Source organism: Roseburia sp. MSJ-14, assembly GCF_018918225.1.
Classification (GTDB): domain Bacteria; phylum Bacillota; class Clostridia; order Lachnospirales; family Lachnospiraceae; genus Petralouisia.
In genome coordinates, this window is record NZ_JAHLQD010000004.1 from 25,027 (window position 1) to 40,607 (window position 15,581).

Annotated in this window: 14 protein-coding genes and 1 tRNA gene; 5 read left to right on the forward strand and 10 right to left on the reverse strand. The window is 46.1% G+C overall.

Annotation, left to right across the window (positions count from 1 at the left end):
* Nucleotides 1-25 precede the first annotated feature (25 nt).
* The 3 genes from radA (at nucleotide 26) to KQI83_RS00190 (ending at nucleotide 3,717) form a co-directional block, all read left to right on the forward strand.
* Nucleotides 26-1,390, forward strand: coding sequence for a DNA repair protein RadA (gene radA, locus KQI83_RS00180; RefSeq protein WP_216553851.1), 1,365 nt, complete (start codon nucleotides 26-28; stop codon nucleotides 1,388-1,390).
* The gene (locus tag KQI83_RS00185) at nucleotides 1,383-2,078 is read left to right on the forward strand and encodes a DUF6873 family GME fold protein (protein ID WP_216553852.1); all 696 of its coding nucleotides are present in this window, start codon (nucleotides 1,383-1,385) and stop codon (nucleotides 2,076-2,078) included. Before radA ends, KQI83_RS00185 begins: the two co-directional genes overlap by 8 nt.
* Before the next feature lie 640 nt (nucleotides 2,079-2,718).
* Nucleotides 2,719-3,717 (forward strand): tyrosine-type recombinase/integrase, encoded by a 999-nt coding sequence (locus KQI83_RS00190; protein WP_216553853.1) that lies wholly within the window; start codon nucleotides 2,719-2,721, stop codon nucleotides 3,715-3,717.
* Nucleotides 3,718-3,770: 53 nt separating this feature from the next.
* Here KQI83_RS00190 and KQI83_RS00195 read toward each other — a convergent pair whose 3' ends face one another.
* The 5 genes from KQI83_RS00195 to KQI83_RS00215 form a co-directional block, all read right to left on the reverse strand.
* A complete protein-coding gene (locus KQI83_RS00195) occupies nucleotides 3,771-4,376 on the reverse strand; it encodes a hypothetical protein (RefSeq protein WP_216553854.1) in 606 nt (201 codons plus the stop codon).
* Nucleotides 4,377-4,683: 307 nt separating this feature from the next.
* Nucleotides 4,684-5,508: a hypothetical protein gene (locus KQI83_RS00200; protein WP_216553855.1), complete on the reverse strand. Its 825-nt coding sequence runs from the start codon at nucleotides 5,506-5,508 to the stop codon at nucleotides 4,684-4,686.
* Complete coding sequence (locus KQI83_RS00205) at nucleotides 5,502-6,200, reverse strand: ABC transporter ATP-binding protein (protein ID WP_216553856.1); 699 nt, start codon at nucleotides 6,198-6,200, stop codon at nucleotides 5,502-5,504. Before KQI83_RS00205 ends, KQI83_RS00200 begins: the two co-directional genes overlap by 7 nt.
* A complete protein-coding gene (locus KQI83_RS00210) occupies nucleotides 6,193-6,555 on the reverse strand; it encodes a GntR family transcriptional regulator (protein WP_216553857.1) in 363 nt (120 codons plus the stop codon). The genes KQI83_RS00205 and KQI83_RS00210 overlap by 8 nt, the downstream gene beginning before the upstream one ends.
* A 166-nt stretch (nucleotides 6,556-6,721) precedes the next feature.
* Nucleotides 6,722-7,921: a coenzyme F420-0:L-glutamate ligase gene (locus tag KQI83_RS00215; RefSeq protein WP_216553858.1), complete on the reverse strand. Its 1,200-nt coding sequence runs from the start codon at nucleotides 7,919-7,921 to the stop codon at nucleotides 6,722-6,724.
* Nucleotides 7,922-8,182: 261 nt separating this feature from the next.
* Here KQI83_RS00215 and KQI83_RS00220 point away from each other — a divergent pair.
* Nucleotides 8,183-8,256 (forward strand) — tRNA-Gly (locus KQI83_RS00220).
* Between the two features lie 50 nt (nucleotides 8,257-8,306).
* Here KQI83_RS00220 and KQI83_RS00225 read toward each other — a convergent pair.
* Entirely contained in the window at nucleotides 8,307-8,702 is a 396-nt protein-coding gene (locus KQI83_RS00225) for a protein-export chaperone SecB (RefSeq protein ID WP_216553859.1), read from the reverse strand.
* Nucleotides 8,703-9,072: 370 nt separating this feature from the next.
* Between KQI83_RS00225 and KQI83_RS00230 the strand changes: the two genes are divergently transcribed.
* Nucleotides 9,073-10,053 carry a GGDEF domain-containing protein gene (locus KQI83_RS00230; protein ID WP_253295442.1) on the forward strand — a complete coding sequence of 327 codons (981 nt, stop codon included), beginning with the start codon at nucleotides 9,073-9,075 and terminating at the stop codon, nucleotides 10,051-10,053.
* 80 nt (nucleotides 10,054-10,133) lie between these two features.
* Here the strand turns inward: KQI83_RS00230 and KQI83_RS00235 are convergent, their stop codons facing one another.
* The 4 genes from KQI83_RS00235 to KQI83_RS00250 form a co-directional block, all read right to left on the reverse strand.
* Complete coding sequence (locus KQI83_RS00235) at nucleotides 10,134-11,246, reverse strand: GGDEF domain-containing protein (RefSeq protein WP_216553861.1); 1,113 nt, start codon at nucleotides 11,244-11,246, stop codon at nucleotides 10,134-10,136.
* Nucleotides 11,247-11,382: 136 nt separating this feature from the next.
* The gene (locus KQI83_RS00240; protein WP_216553862.1) at nucleotides 11,383-13,506 is read right to left on the reverse strand and encodes an HD-GYP domain-containing protein; all 2,124 of its coding nucleotides are present in this window, start codon (nucleotides 13,504-13,506) and stop codon (nucleotides 11,383-11,385) included.
* Between the two features lie 14 nt (nucleotides 13,507-13,520).
* Nucleotides 13,521-13,865 carry an Hpt domain-containing protein gene (locus tag KQI83_RS00245; RefSeq protein WP_216553863.1) on the reverse strand — a complete coding sequence of 115 codons (345 nt, stop codon included), beginning with the start codon at nucleotides 13,863-13,865 and terminating at the stop codon, nucleotides 13,521-13,523.
* Nucleotides 13,852-15,564: a two-component system response regulator gene (locus KQI83_RS00250; protein ID WP_216553864.1), complete on the reverse strand. Its 1,713-nt coding sequence runs from the start codon at nucleotides 15,562-15,564 to the stop codon at nucleotides 13,852-13,854. Before KQI83_RS00250 ends, KQI83_RS00245 begins: the two co-directional genes overlap by 14 nt.
* Nucleotides 15,565-15,581: the final 17 nt, after the last annotated feature.

Consider the following 15,581-nt stretch of genomic DNA (forward strand, 5'->3'; position numbering starts at 1 on the left):
ATTAGAATGTAAAGGAATAAGAATTATGGCTAAGATCAAAAGCGTATATATCTGCTCGGAATGCGGCTACGAAAGCCCCAAATGGTACGGTAAGTGCCCGTCCTGCGGCGAATGGAACACCATGAATGAAGAAATCAAGGACACCTCCAAGCCTGCCGCGGCGGCTCGTTCTCACGCGACAGCCTACATGCCGCCCGTGCACATCAATGAGATCAGCACAAGCGATGAAGTGCGCTACCAAACGGGTTCCAAGGAACTCGACCGCGTAATGGGCGGCGGTATCGTCAAAGGCAGCCTGATTCTCCTCGGCGGCGATCCCGGTATCGGTAAATCTACCATTTTACTGCAGATCTGCGAGCACTTAGGCAGAAACCTGAAGATTCTCTATGTATCGGGCGAGGAAAGCAAACGCCAGCTCAAGCTCCGCGCCGATCGCCTCGGCGTGAATTCGGACAACCTGTATATCCTGACGCAGACAGACGTCGAGCTCGTCTGCGAAACCATTCGTCAGGACAAGCCCGATCTTGTGATGATCGACTCGATCCAGACGATGTCGCTCTCCGAGCTGAATTCATCTCCCGGTTCTGTGACGCAGGTACGTGAATCCACCAACTTCTTCATGCGCACGGCAAAGAGCATGGATATCCCGATGATCATCGTCGGTCACGTCAACAAAGAAGGCTCTATCGCGGGTCCCAAGGTGCTCGAGCACGTCGTCGACGCGGTACTCCACTTTGAGGGCGACAGGCAGATGTCTTACAGAATCCTCAGAGCGGTCAAGAACCGTTACGGCTCCACCAACGAGATCGGTGTGTTTGAAATGACGGACGAAGGGCTCAGAGAGGTCGAGAATCCCTCGCTGATGCTGATTTCAGGCAGACCAAAGAACGTCAGCGGCACCTGTATCGCGTGCGCTATGGAGGGTACGCGTCCCATTTTAGCTGAGATTCAGGCGTTAGCCGCGTCTACAGGCTTCGGCAATCCGCGCAGAATGTGTACGGGCTTTGATTACAACCGCATGAATATGATCATCGCGGTGCTTGAAAAACGCGCGGGGTACTTTTTTAATAACACAGACGCCTATGTCAATGTCGTCGGCGGTCTCAGGCTTGATGAAACAGCAGTCGATCTCGCGGTCGCTATCGCGCTGATCTCCTCGCTAAAGGACGTTCCGATCAACGAGAACGCGATTGCCTTCGGTGAGATCGGTCTGGCGGGAGAGATACGCTCCGTCAGTCATGTTCAGCAGCGCGTCAGTGAAGCGGTGCGCTTAGGCTTTACCAAAATCATCGTGCCGTCGCATAATATGAAAGATATCTCCGCAATAGACGACGTTGAGATCATCCCCGTCAAAAATGTACGACAGGCGTTTGAGGCGATCTGTGAATAAAGCGATCCTGTCCGTCAGACATCCGCAATACGCAGAAGCGCTGAAAGCGCTCGGATATCAAATCATACCTACCGATATCATATCCTGCGATATGCCGTATGAGCGCGACCACGCCGATCTGCAATGTCTGATACTCGACGATACCGCGTTTGTTTTATCAGAGTGCAAAGGGCTGATCAAAGCATTATCCGACAGCTATCATGTCGTCATCTGCGGTAAACATTTCAGCGGTAGATATCCCGATAACGTATGCTTAAACGCTTTACAGCTCAAAAATAAGCTCATATGCCGTATACGTTCACTGGACGAAAAGGTGAAAGAATACTGCCAAAAACACGGCTATGGGCTGATCAACGTCAAGCAAGGCTACGCAAAATGCTCCTGTGCCGTCGTATCGGATCACGCGATCATCACCGCTGATAACGGTATCATCCGTTCGTTAGAAGATAATCCGATCGATGTACTGTCGATAGGGAAGGGGAGTATCCGCCTTGACGGAGCGGATACAGGCTTCATCGGCGGCGCGTCAGGCTATGATAAAGATAGAAAAACTCTGTATTTTTGCGGAAATATCAAGGAACATCCCGATTATAATAGCATCAAAAGATTCTGTAATGAACAGGATACACAAATAGTCAGTCTGAACGATGATCACTTAACAGATATTGGCGGCATTATATTTTGTTAAATATTTAACAATAGGGAAGTAACACGTATAAATTATCGAAAGGGAAAAGCCGCAGAAATCTCCCCGATCACGCAAAAAATCCAATAAAGATTTAACACCGAATTACTCATAATAATACATTTACTCCAAAAGAACGGCAAAACTACAGATACCAAAACTCTTAAATTTTTAATCTGAATATACTTATATATATATACAACAATCATATCAATCAAAATCTTTTTATTGATTGAAACAATTATGTCGTTCAAATCATTATATTAGAATATTTAGAATCAATCAGACAGAATAATTCATTAATGAATCAAACGCAGACAAAATTAGAAATGCAACATTCAAATTATCGTCTCAGTTTTTTCTGAATGAACGTATACTCATTCAGAAAAAATCTATTTGATAACAGAAACGCTGATTTTAAGCAAATTCTCAGAATTACGGTACAAAAGCCATGAAAACGCCATAATCCCATATTATCGGGTTTATGCCCTCCCCTAAATTACATAAAATATTAATTTTGTTTAATCTTCTGTAAAAGAAATTACAGCCCCCTATTATCGTGTATAATAATTTTCATAACTTGTTTTCCGCTTTCATTTCCATGTATTCATTTCTATTCTATTAATTAATTGATGTGACCAATATGAGTAAAAGTAATTTTGTTATCGAAGCCTCTGATTTGATCAAAGACTTTTTGTATTATCTTCAAACAGTGAAAGGTCGTTCTCCGTCTACGGTCGACGAATACTTTAATGATCTGCGCACCTTTTTCAGATTTATCAAAGTCCAAAAGCACATCGTCCCTCCTGATACCCCCTATCAGGATATCAAGGTCGATGACGTCGATCTCGCGCTTGTGTCGTCCGTCACCCTCACCGACGGCTATGAATTCATGAACTATCTCATGCGCGTCCGCCGCAACAACAAAGCCGCCCGCGCCCGCAAGACCACCAGCGTCAAGTCTTTCTACAGCTATCTGACTAATAAGAAGCACTTGCTGGCTGTTGATCCGCTCAAGGATCTCGAGCGCCCGAACGCTCGAGAGAAGAATCCCCTACCCAAATACCTCACTCTCGAACAAAGCATTGAACTATTGAATGCTGTCGACGGCAAATACAAGGAACGCGATTACTGTATCCTCACCTTTTTCCTGAACTGCGGTATGCGCTTAGCGGAATTAGTCGCGATGAATTACAACGATATCAAACCCGACCACACGGCTCAGATCATTGGTAAAGGCAGTAAAAAGCGCATTATTTACCTCAACGATGCATGTATGTCCGCTTTTGAAGCGTATATGAAGGTCAGACCGGTCGACGGCGTTCGTGCCGAGGACAAGTATGCTCTCTTTCTCTCCGCTCAGCACAGGCGCATCTCGCGCGAATCTGTGCAGAAGATGGTCTACAAATACCTTGAGAAGATCGGTCTGGATTCACAGGGCTATTCCGTCCACAAGCTCCGCCATACCGCGGCGACCCTGATGTATCAGCACGGCAACGTCGATATCCGCGTCCTAAAGGACGTACTCGGTCACGAGAGTCTTAGCACGACCGAGATCTACACCCACCTCGACTCCCGCCAGATCGAAGCCGCCGCAAAGAGCAATCCCCTATCCAAGGTCAAGCCGAAAGGCAACAAATAAAGAACGATCCCGCACTGAGTATAAAAGCTCAATGCGGGATCTGTTATTTTGTATTAAAAGCTCCAGCCTACCTGCGCGCCGTCTACGGCATAAGGATATCGGTCAAACAAATCGTCTATGATCTCGCTGTCATCTTGATTCAGCGGAACCATACACTTTTCATCTTTTGTTTTACCGTCCCAAAAATAATACTTGCCCTGATCCTGTACAAAGTAATAATTTGCATCCCAATCATGTAGTATCAAATTTTTATCACACGCCTGAAAAGAAATATCCGTCTGATTTTCGCCAAGCTCTTTATAGCTGATCTTATCCTTAGACGGCGTTTTCAACGCGCTATCGACTATCTTTGTCACAGCATCTTCCAGTAAAACGATATGATAGGAGTCTGAATACGCTTCGGTAGATTCTTTCCAATTCGACCAACTCATACCAAAGTCATAGTCAAAGTTTGAGTTTTCATAATACTCAATACAATAGCACTCCAGCTTATCCGCTTCAGCCGCCGCCTTGGTATCCTCGTACAGATCCTCTCGGACATAGGTGGCGTTATTATTGCCATACATTGCGCCGACTACTTGGTGGTCGACAGCGTTGTACACGGCTTCATTGGAGATCTCCTTCATAATGGTGCTGATCGGTATAGAGGTCTCAATCACAGTCTTCTCCCTGTTGAGTGACATCGTATCGCCGTACCAGCTCGCAAGCAGCAGTGGTAATTCCTTATCTGTAGCGTGATATTGATTCCAACCCATATAGGCGTCGCTGATGATCGAATAGTCCTTTGGATCGAAAAAGCGATATGTTTCACCTTTGAATTCGATAGATAGATGATCGTCGGAGTATATTCCCCGATTCTCCTTCGCTTCGTCCAGCGCGCGGCAGGAGCAGAGAGAGAACGCGACGACCGCGACCGCTAATACTAAAGCGATAATCCTGAAAGTCTTTTTCATCTTCTCTCCCCCCTTATGTCAGATTGAGCTTTTTGCTCATGATGTGCTTGGTGATCAGGAAATAGATCAGCGCAAACAAACCGTAGAATATGATCGCGCCGCAGAAGAAAATATGAAAAGCAACATTTGGGCTTGAATTGATCCAATCCCCGATCTGATTCATGAAATCAAGATTCAACGCCACAAAGATCGCAAATACCGTACCGATGATCTGCTTCGCAACATAAATCCCGAAGAATACGCCGAACGCCAGTAATATCTTCTTGCGCTTGACGAGCTGTCCCACAGAGATACAGAAGTACAGCTTCAAAAAGAGAAATACTACGCTGACGATACCGAACAAAATAAACTCCAATACGTACAAAGCGCCGTTAAAGCCCGCATTCGCAAAGTAACGACCGGCAAGGTAGGTGAACGCCTTGAATACTTCGATGTTGACCTCGCCCGCCGTGATGACGATAAATGACAAAAAGATCGCTAAATCAGCGCCTAAGCAGAAGATGATCGAAGTCAACAGCTTTGCGAAAATATGCTGCGTCGGTGTGACGGGCAGCGTGTGATTGAGGTATCCCTCATTCGTATACATGCCCTGATAAAAACGTATGATACCGACGATCACCGTCATAACTAAGCATACGAAGATAGACAGGATATACAGCACCAAGGTCGATACAAACACAGAATTATAGACAGTCGAAGCAGCTTCCGCGGCGTCAGAGGCAGGCTCAAAGAACTGTACCAAACGATTGATCAGCGCAAAGCCTATGATGATCAGTTGTACGGGAAACAGCAGTCTGAAATACGACTGAAAGTCATATTTGATCAACTTTCTTACCATTTGAACACCTCCCTGAATAAGTCGTCAACGCTCATGTGATTCTGCTCTCGGATATGATCGACCGTATCCTGCAACACGACTCTACCGTTCTGGATAAAGATTACTTCATCTAAAATCGACTCGATATCAGAGATCAGATGCGTTGAGATCAACACCGAAGCCTCGGGATTATAATTGTTGATGATGGTAGAAATGATATAGTCGCGCGTAGCGGGATCAACCCCCGCGATCGGTTCATCAAGGATATACAGCTTTGCGTTACGACTCATGACAAGGATCAGGCACACCTTCTCCTTGTTGCCTTTAGAAAGGCTTTTTAACCGTTGCATTCTGTTGATACCCAAACGCTTGACCATATCGAACGCCAGATCAGAACGGAAGTCTGCATAGAAATCCGCAAACATAAATACGATCTGCTCCACGGTCATCCAGTTGTTCAGATAATTGACGTCAGGAAGATAGCTGACAAGCGGTTTCGTCTCGACTCCCGGACGTTTACCGTCAATCAAAACTTCGCCGAAAGTAGGCTGTAACAGTCCGTTAACGATCTTGATCAGTGTCGTTTTACCTGCGCCGTTCGGTCCGAGCAAGCCGATGATCTTGCCGCTCCCTACGCTCAGACAAAGCCGATCGAGCGCCCTGGTCGCGCCGAAGTCCTTGCACAGGTTATCACATCTTAATATCTCACCCATAGCGAAACTCCTTTATGATTTCGATGATCTCTTTTTTATCCAACCCGAGAGCCTGCATATCGTTCAGGTAATTGACTGTCTTAGAACGAATCAGGCTGTCCAATACCTCTTTCGCAATGCCGACGTTCTCGCTGACATACCAGCCTGAACCGCGCTTCGAGTAGATCACGCCCTGTGATTCAAGCTGTTCAAACGATTTCTGCACCGTATTAGGCGTAACGCCCGCGTTCAGCGCGACGTCGCGCACAGACATCAGCCTGTCCCCCGCATTCAGCTCGCCTGACGCGATCAATACGCACAGCTTCTCGCAGATCTGCGGACAGATCGGCCGCTTCTTATCCAATCGCCAATCCATCTCATTCCTCCTAACTGTATTATTGTATTACTACAGTAACACAATCCGACATCTTTGTCAATACCGATTACAAATTTGACAAAAAAATAGACCATCCTTAATGTAGGATAGTCAAAAAAGCAGGAGGAGCAAATCACCGTTTGCCCCTCCCCTATTTCAATTATAATTAATCGTTAGTATAATTATCAAAGTAGCCCTGAACCAATACGACAGGAGTACCCTTATCACCTGAGCCTGAGGTCAGGTCGCACAGCGAGCCGATCAGATCGGTAAGCTGTCTCGGAGTCGTACCCTGAGAAGCCATGTTGCCGACAAGGTTCGCGTCCTTGGTCTTGATGCTCTCGGAGATTGCCGCTTTCAACTCATCACCGCTGAGATCCTTGAAATCATTATCAGCAAGATACTTGAGCTTCAACTCGTTCGGCGTACCGACCAAGCCCGCAGTATGAGCGGGAGAAACAACAGGATCGGCAAGCTCCCAGATCTTACCCTGAGGATCCTTGAACGCGCCGTCGCCGTAAACCATGACCTCAACATTCTTGCCTGTGGCGTCTTTGACCTTCTTCTGAATGTCCTCGACAAGCGGCTGAGCGTTCTGCGGGAAGAGCTTGACGGTGTCCTCGGTCGATTTATTAGAGCCTAAGAGACCGTAATTCTCGTTATATCCCGAGCCGTCAACAGGAGCGTTCATGATATCGTCAAGACCTAAAACGATCCTCGCGCCTGCATCTTTGAGAATACGCTTGGTGCGCTTGCGGGTATGGATATCGCAGGTCAGGACGGTATCGGTGTATTCGAGGATCGTCTTAGGACGGTTCGCCAAGATGATCTCTACCTCTGCCCCGCTCTCTTTGATCAGGTTCTCATAATATTCTACATAGTCTACACCGGTGAATTCGTGCTTGTTTGCGCCGAACAGCTCGCGATAACGCTCGAGCGTCAGTACGTCGCTGTAAGGATTCACGCCAGCCTCGTCGATCTTGTCGAGCGATACCAGCTCATTGCCGACCTCGTCGGACGGATAAGACAGCATGAGGACAATCTTTTTGCAGCCCATCGCGATACCGCGCAAGCAGATTGCAAAACGGTTACGGGATAAAATCGGGAAGATAACGCCGACCGTACCGCCGCCGAGCTTTGCTTTCACGTCATCGGCGATATTCTGAATGGTTGCGTAATTACCTTGTGCACGCGCGACAATCGACTCAGTGACCGAGACAACGTCACGGTCTCTGAGTTCAAAGCCCTCGCTCTCTGCGGCAGCCAATACGCTGTCGGTCACGATCGACGCGAGATCGTCACCTGTACGGATAATAGGACAACGGATACCGCGGGATACGGTACCGACTAATCTTTCATTGCTCATCATATACTCTCCTTTAGCGATTTAGCCAATTAAAGCCATAGAGTATTATATATTCATCATACTGTTTTTTAATTCTTGATTAGAAATTTGCTAATTATTTATTTCACGCTGAGCCATTAGTAATCCATTTTGAAGATAAGCATTAATATTAAGGCTGTTTTCCCGCGGCACGGAAGCCTTCGAATCCCTTTATCATTCCTGTGATATATCTATTTGACAAAACCGATTAAGTATGATATACTTACAAGGTAAAATGAATATGCAGATGTAGTTTAGTGGTAGAACTTCAGCCTTCCAAGCTGACCGTGTGGGTTCGATTCCCATCATCTGCTCCAATAATAAAGAGGTATCTGTTCAGATACCTCTTTATTATTGCAAATAGAAATTATTGTTTTGCTCCGTCGATCCGATAGATCTCCTGATTGTCGATATCGATATTTGGGATAATGACGGGCTGGATACCGCAGTTGGCGGTCACGGTAGTAATAAGCGCCTTTGCGTACGGGAACAGCGCCTTAAAGGTTTCCGTATGGATCAATTCCTTCTTCTCGTTAGCATTATAGCCAAAGATTCCCACGATGATCACATGGATCTTAAAGCGCTCGGGATTCTCTTTGTCGTGTACTTCGATATCAAAAGTACCCTTTGCCAGATTCTGATTCGTGGCATACTGTACCTGATAGGAAAACTTGTTCCCCAGCGATATCTTTGTCCCGTTCTCCGTAGTATTCACAAAATCGATTTTATCTACTTTATATCCTTGCAGATTTACAACAGCCATAGTTTACTCCTTGAATAATCATGATTTATTATCTTCTATTATAGCAATTATATCAACCTCATGGCTGATTGTCAAATAAAACCATATCATACAATTACGGCAATCCGTCGAAACGCACAAAAGACTCATTATTTTTTATGAATAATATCAATGTTAATATCTGTATAATTATGTTAAAATATAGATATCCGCAATCCTCACTTCTACTGCGCGGAAAATACAAACCATTCATCATTCATGTTGCGCTATTATGTGAGAGTGAGTAATATGAAAATTTTTTTCAAAAGACTTTTATCGTCAGAAAAAGGAAGAGCTTTTAGCGGACGAAACGAAATGGAAGCTTTTCCAGAATGCTTGTGTTTTCGCTGTGATGGGTTTTACCTCGTTACTGATGTCGATCGTAAACATATTTACCCATCAGGGTAGCTTCACATGGGTGACGCTCGCCTTCTCGATTGCCTGCGCGATCAATTTACTATTGATCAGGCAAAAAGGAAAAGCTGCTGTTCTCAGTATTATTCTGTTCTCCATAGAAATGATACTCATATTCATCTATTTTATCGTTTCAGGTATTCCCGACGGATTCAGTGTTCTTTGGACAGCAATGCTCCCCTGCTTCGGACTTTTAATGTTCGGAGTAAAAAACGGTACGTTGGCTTCACTGGTTATGTTTGCGATCATCGCCTTCTTTTACTGGATTCCATACGGCCAAAGTCTGCTTCAATATCCCTATTCGCCTACTTTCAAAATGCGTTTTCCTTTGCTGTATCTCGCATTCTTAGCGGTAGCGGTATTGCTTGAAAAAATTCGTGAAGCATCAAAAAGCGCTTTGACAGAATCGCGCCGAAAGTATGAGTTCCTGTGTTATCACGACGCGCTGACAGGGCTTTACAACCGTTTTTGGCTCCAGTCTGTCATTGATAATCCCGAACAATACCACCTCAAACCCGCTGCCGTAGCAGTTCTTGATATCGATAATTTCAAATTCATCAACGATAATTTCGGCCATCCGAGCGGAGATATCGTGATAAAGGATATCGGACAGGCTATCGTTGATACGTTAAACGGGAGCGGCGACGTATGCCGTTGGGGCGGCGACGAATTTTTGATCATATTCCATACCGACATCGACGCAGAGATGGTCTGCAAACGAATCGTAGATAATGTATGCGCCCATCGGTTTGTCTTTGATAAAGAAAACTTCAATACTACCGTTTCCGTCGGTCTGGTACTCGCTCCAAACGGCGGAACCGATGATATCGGAAAGCTGATCCACCAAGCGGATATCAATCTGTACCACGCGAAGGATTACGGCAAGAACTGCACCATCAATTCCGAATTAAAACCCTGATATATCAATCAAATCATTTTTAATATTTGTATAAACAACAAAGCACATCCGCCTCGGCGAATGTGCTTTTCTTATAGCAGTCAAATTCTGTTTTGATTGATTTTTTGTTTTTCTTCATACAGCTTCTTATCAGCCTTCGTCAGCTGATCAAACAAGTCCGCCGTATCCACGGGACACGTTCTGACACAGCCAAAGCTGCAGCCTAAGCCGGTTGTAACGCCTTCGACCTTAGTTGCAGAAAAACGCTTGTTGACTAACGAGAGCTTATCCAAAAACGCTTCAAGCTCGATATCGCTTTGAATGATCAGGAATTCATCTCCGCCGTATCGGTAAACGCATTCTTTCGAAAAAAACTCAAGCAAAATATCCGCAAATGTTTTCAAAACGTCATCGCCCGCGCGGTGTCCAAAGGTATCATTGACCGCTTTGAAGCTGTTGATATCCCCCATCGCTATGCAAATATCCTGTCCGATATAATCGGGTACATGCTGATTAAGCGCGTAGCGGTTCTGTAAGCGGGTAATGCTGTCGTGATTCGCAATGATCTCCAAAGATTCATTCAGCATATTCGCTTTATTCTTCTCCGAGATATAATTAACGGTCAGGCGATAATTCAGCAATGCTCCCGCTACCGATAACACGCCGAGCATCAAATAATTATACAGATTGATTCTTCCGCCGCCAAAGCCTAACGTCAATATCAGATAATTGATCGTATACGATCCTAAGATGATCGTTGTCGAGAAGGCGGGATTCAATTTGACAAACATCACAGCCAGCAGTTCGACCGTATAAAAGGTCAGGAGCTGTTGATTATTAACATAGTTTGATACCGATACAAACATACTCCACGTGATCAGCAAAACAACAAAGCTGCCGATAAATACTTTTACCGCTGTCGTATGCTTTGTAATAGCGTCTGTGCTTTTTTTCAGTTTTCCGGCAACAAGGAAGCCGACGGCACAGAGCACGATACTTAATCCGACTCTGATAACGACATTGACAAAGGAGCCGTCGCCGCTGCTGTTCGTATTAAAAATTATGAAAAAGATCAGGGAAACAGTCTGAACAATACCTACTACTAACGAAACGTAGTATATATTATTGATATTCAGCGAAATGATCTCTCTTTTTGTTTCCCTATCCGCTTTCGGAGACATAAACGATTTGATCCATTCAATAAATCTCTTCATTCAACCACCTCTAATCTTCTTTCAGCTTATCAATCGCATATTGTGGTTCACACCACGCATTTTAGCGAGTTTATCATAAAAAATCAATGGTAAAACTAACCAAAATTCATAAGTATAATTTGATAACACCGATTTATTATAGCTCCATATTGAGCTTTGCGATACGTCTGACGTCCTCTTCAGCATCAAGAAACGCCTTTGCGACAAGCGGGTCGAAATGCGTACCCGCGTCCTCTTTGATGATATCGAGCGCCTTTTCGATCGTGAACGGCTCTTTATAGCTGCGTCGCGACACCAATGCGTCAAACACGTCGGCGACCGCCATCACTCTCGCTGAAAGCGGAATCTCCGTTCCTTTGAGTCCAGTGGGATAACCCTTTCCGTTCCACTTCTCATGATGATAGAGTGCGAGGTTCTTCGCCTCATTCAGATAACCCGAATCCTCGTCAACGATCGCGATCGCTTTGTCAATGATCTTGCCGCCTTCGGTCGTGTGGCTCTGCATGATACGGAATTCCTCGTCGGTCAACCTGCCCGGCTTATTCAATATCACGTCGGAAACGGTGATCTTTCCTACGTCATGCAGCGGTGCAGAGTTGATGACCTCTTCGATATATTCCTCGCTGAGTTCATCGGCGTAGATCCCCTCGATCTGCATCTGTCTTAAGATGATCTCCGTATAAGCGGCGGTCTTGAATACATGGTCACCCGTGCATTGGTCACGGCTTTCTACCATATCCGCCAATACAAGGATCAAACCGTTTTGTAATTTAGTGAGCTGTTCGCTCTTGTGCTGTATCTCCTCGATATAGCGAACCGTGTTATGCGCCGCTCTCCTATAGTCCTCATAGAGCGTTTCGATCTCATCGCCCGTGCGGATATTCAGATTATCCAGCATCGTGATCCACAGTTCTCTCGCTTCAGGTGTATCATAACCTGAACGGCGTGAAACATGAGCGATCGAATTGATCGGTTTGATGATATGTCGTTCCGCCATCCATATGGCATAGGTACGTATCAAGATCAGGAATCCAAGGAACAAGGAAATGATCTTCGCAAGGAAGGCGAATTCATCGGAACGAAGTCGGTTCATCTCCATGTCTATGCCGATATAGCATTGGACCTTACCCGTATTGTCCTTAACAGGTTCGTAAACCGTCAAGAGCCAGCCGTCCTCATCATCGGTGATATCGGTAGGGATCTCCTCTCCCGCTAAAAACTTATCCCGATACTTCTCGATAGAATCATCGTACTCAATGACTTCTCCGTATTCATCTGCTTCCAAATCCTGTGTATCAACGTCGAAGATAACATGCGTGCCGTCCTTTTCTACGCGATACACATAGACGTATTTGATCTCAGGTGAAGAGTCAGCGATCGTTTTGAGCAATTCTTCAACGTCCCTGTACCCTTCGGCTTGTTCACCCTTCAAGATAAAGTCATTAACGCGCTCAGGGTCTATCTTTTCCGAGATAACGCGCGCAGCATACCTGCCGTCCTCCTCATATTCGGCGACCGTTGAGTTGTGGTACTGTAAGATACTGACTCCGATCGCCGCCGTGACGACAAGCGTGATAGACAGCGCGACCACCAAGGTCACTTTGATACGCAACGAAACGCGCTTGCGATTATGCCGGCTCGGTTTCTCGAATGCCTTGATATAATACCAGCTGCGCGTATGTACAAAGTTAAGGAGTCTCAGTGGCAGCAGTTTATAAATGATCAGAACGATCACAACGGTGATCGCCTTATCCACCAGATCGATCAGGAAGGCGGACAAAAGATTCGAGAGAAAATACCCCATCGGGATCACGCTATTGATCTTTGACGCTATATCAACCGCATAGCCTTCGCCGAAGTTCAGACCGTTGATCAACCATGTCAGCAATCCGCCGACCACACCGCCTAAGAACGCGAAAGTCAGCGTACCAAGGCAAATGTACCGAATCTTCAAACGGCGCATATTCTCTGCGAAAGAAACAGCCGCGACCGCGATCAGCACGCTGATGATGCAATAGTACATCGTAAAGGAATCGGAAAGCCCGTTGATGATATTCGTAAAAAAACCGACCGTGATACAGGGAATATAACCACCCAGCAACGCCGAGAGCAGAGTACCGATATTATCGATAAACAGCGGCGACCCTAACGCTCCGTTCAGCTTGCTTCCGAAAATATTCAGCAGGATACCGATCACGATGATTCCTACAAGAGACAGTCCTGTTTTCCACGACTCTCTTGATTTATTGGAAGATGACATATCATTTCCTCCGATCAATCAGCGCATAACGCGCTCAATACCTCTTTCTGCTCTAATAAATCGCTCAATAGCTGTGAATAATCCATATCAGTCCGCGCGCGGAGAAATTCAGTCAGCTCGGAGCATTTTTCATACATAGGCGTCAGGGATAAGTTTCCTAAAACGCCCTTGAGAGCGTGAGCCGCCTCAAAGGCAGCATTCAAATCTCCCTTATCAATTGCCTCTTTCAATTTATCGAAATTCGCCTCTGCGGGGATCATACCGACCAAACGCAGATACAGCATTTCATTGCCGTAGCAACGGGATAGTCCTTCTGAAGTATTCGCGCCGAAATCATTCAGCTTTTCAATCGTTATCATGTTCCTCTCTCCTATTCTGACATTCCTTTTCGATCAAACCGCTGAAGCGATCCGCAGGCAGCGGCGGTGAAAAATAATAACCCTGCACGATATCACAGCCCATTTCTTTGAGCTTGTTGAGCTGTTCGATCTCCTCGACGCCCTCGGCGATCACAGGGATCTCAAGATATCGCGCGATATCCATTATCAACTCGACTAACCGCAAGCTCTTATCATCAAGCAACATTCGTCGGATAAACTGCATATCCAGCTTCAGTACGTCGAACGGGATCTCGGTCAGCATATTCAGCGATGAATATCCCGATCCGAAATCGTCCATTTCGATTTTAAAGCCTCTGTCACGCAAACGATTCACGACCTCGACCGACCCGTCGGCGCTGTCGGAATACGCGGATTCCGTGATCTCCAGCATCATATCATCCGGTTCAAGAGCTGACTCCTCAAGGATATAGCATAGTTTTTGCTCTAACTCAGGATCAAAGATATCTACGCGGGAAACATTGACGGAAACAGGGATCGTTATACCGTACTGATCACGCCAGCGTTTGACTTGAGCCGCGGCTTCGCGCCATACAAAATGATCGACCTTACGGATCAAACCATTGTTCTCAAACAGCGGAATGAACTCCCCCGGGCTGATAAAGCCTAATTCGGGGTGGATCCAGCGGATCAGTGCTTCCGCGCTTCCTAAGACCGGACGGTCACCCTGTATTCTGTATTTCGGCTGAAAGTAAACGACCAAGTGATGCCGGTCGATCGCTTCCTGTACGTCACCGATCAAACGCTCATGAAATACGGTGCGCTCATATAACTCATTGCTATATCTTGCGGTCAACGATCCGTATTGTCCTCTGATCCTGTCGCATGCGGCTTTCGCTCTGCTGAACCACGCTTCAGGGTGATCGGATTCATTTTCGCAGGAGTAAATGCCCGCCCGCAGGCGCAAAGCACGCGCTTTCGTCAAGTCAGAGAGCTTTTCCTGCAGACTTTCTATCATATCATCATAAGAATCCTGCCGTTCACAGAAGATGAAGAAGGTATCGCTTTCACTGCGGCAGGCGATCCCGTGGATATCATTGAGCAATTCCGCGATCAATTGTCCAAAGTTAGAGAGGACTGTATCTCCCTCTTCCCTGCCGAATAGCTCATTGACTAAGTGAAAACGATCGATATTCAGCACCAGCGCGTCCATCGGGGTGTTGATACGAGTGATCAACCGCTGTAGATAAGCGAAGAAATATCCGCGCGTATACAAACCCGATACCTTATCACGCTCTGTCGAACGGATAATGCTCTTTCCTTCGCTCAGCTCTATGATCCTCTCGCATCGCGCGAGAATGACCTCAGGCATATCATACGGCTTTGTGATGAAATCAGCGGCGCCCATTCTGATACTGCGCACCTCGGCAGACTTCTCAGAGGTCATGACGATAATCGGGATCTGTCTGAGATGCTCGTCGCTCTGACATTGTTCGATCACTTCAAAGCCATTCATGATCGGCATCAGCAGATCGAGCAATATCAGCGAATAATCAGCTTCAGGAGCTGTCAACGCTTCCATCGCTTCCTTGCCGTTTGAGGCAAACGCGATATCAAAGGTCTGCGACAGCATCGCGCCGAGCAATTCACGGTTGATCACTTCATCGTCGACGACCAGCACACGGCGTTTCATTTCGCCTGTTGTCATAAATTTTTTCATAGTATTCTCCGTTGCAT

What these genes read in the sequence shown, in the direction of transcription:
- KQI83_RS00240 (WP_216553862.1), bottom strand. Translation starts at nt 13,506, where the DNA reads ATGTCATCTTCCAATAAATCAAGAGAGTCGTGGAAAACAGGACTGTCT.
- KQI83_RS00190 (WP_216553853.1), top strand. Translation starts at nt 2,719, where the DNA reads ATGAGTAAAAGTAATTTTGTTATCGAAGCCTCTGATTTGATCAAAGAC.
- KQI83_RS00245 (WP_216553863.1), bottom strand. Translation starts at nt 13,865, where the DNA reads ATGATAACGATTGAAAAGCTGAATGATTTCGGCGCGAATACTTCAGAA.
- KQI83_RS00250 (WP_216553864.1), bottom strand. Translation starts at nt 15,564, where the DNA reads ATGAAAAAATTTATGACAACAGGCGAAATGAAACGCCGTGTGCTGGTC.
- KQI83_RS00235 (WP_216553861.1), bottom strand. Translation starts at nt 11,246, where the DNA reads ATGAAGAGATTTATTGAATGGATCAAATCGTTTATGTCTCCGAAAGCG.
- radA (WP_216553851.1), top strand. Translation starts at nt 26, where the DNA reads ATGGCTAAGATCAAAAGCGTATATATCTGCTCGGAATGCGGCTACGAA.
- KQI83_RS00205 (WP_216553856.1), bottom strand. Translation starts at nt 6,200, where the DNA reads ATGGGTGAGATATTAAGATGTGATAACCTGTGCAAGGACTTCGGCGCG.
- KQI83_RS00225 (WP_216553859.1), bottom strand. Translation starts at nt 8,702, where the DNA reads ATGGCTGTTGTAAATCTGCAAGGATATAAAGTAGATAAAATCGATTTT.
- KQI83_RS00210 (WP_216553857.1), bottom strand. Translation starts at nt 6,555, where the DNA reads ATGGATTGGCGATTGGATAAGAAGCGGCCGATCTGTCCGCAGATCTGC.
- KQI83_RS00200 (WP_216553855.1), bottom strand. Translation starts at nt 5,508, where the DNA reads ATGGTAAGAAAGTTGATCAAATATGACTTTCAGTCGTATTTCAGACTG.
- KQI83_RS00230 (WP_253295442.1), top strand. Translation starts at nt 9,073, where the DNA reads ATGGGTTTTACCTCGTTACTGATGTCGATCGTAAACATATTTACCCAT.
- KQI83_RS00215 (WP_216553858.1), bottom strand. Translation starts at nt 7,921, where the DNA reads ATGAGCAATGAAAGATTAGTCGGTACCGTATCCCGCGGTATCCGTTGT.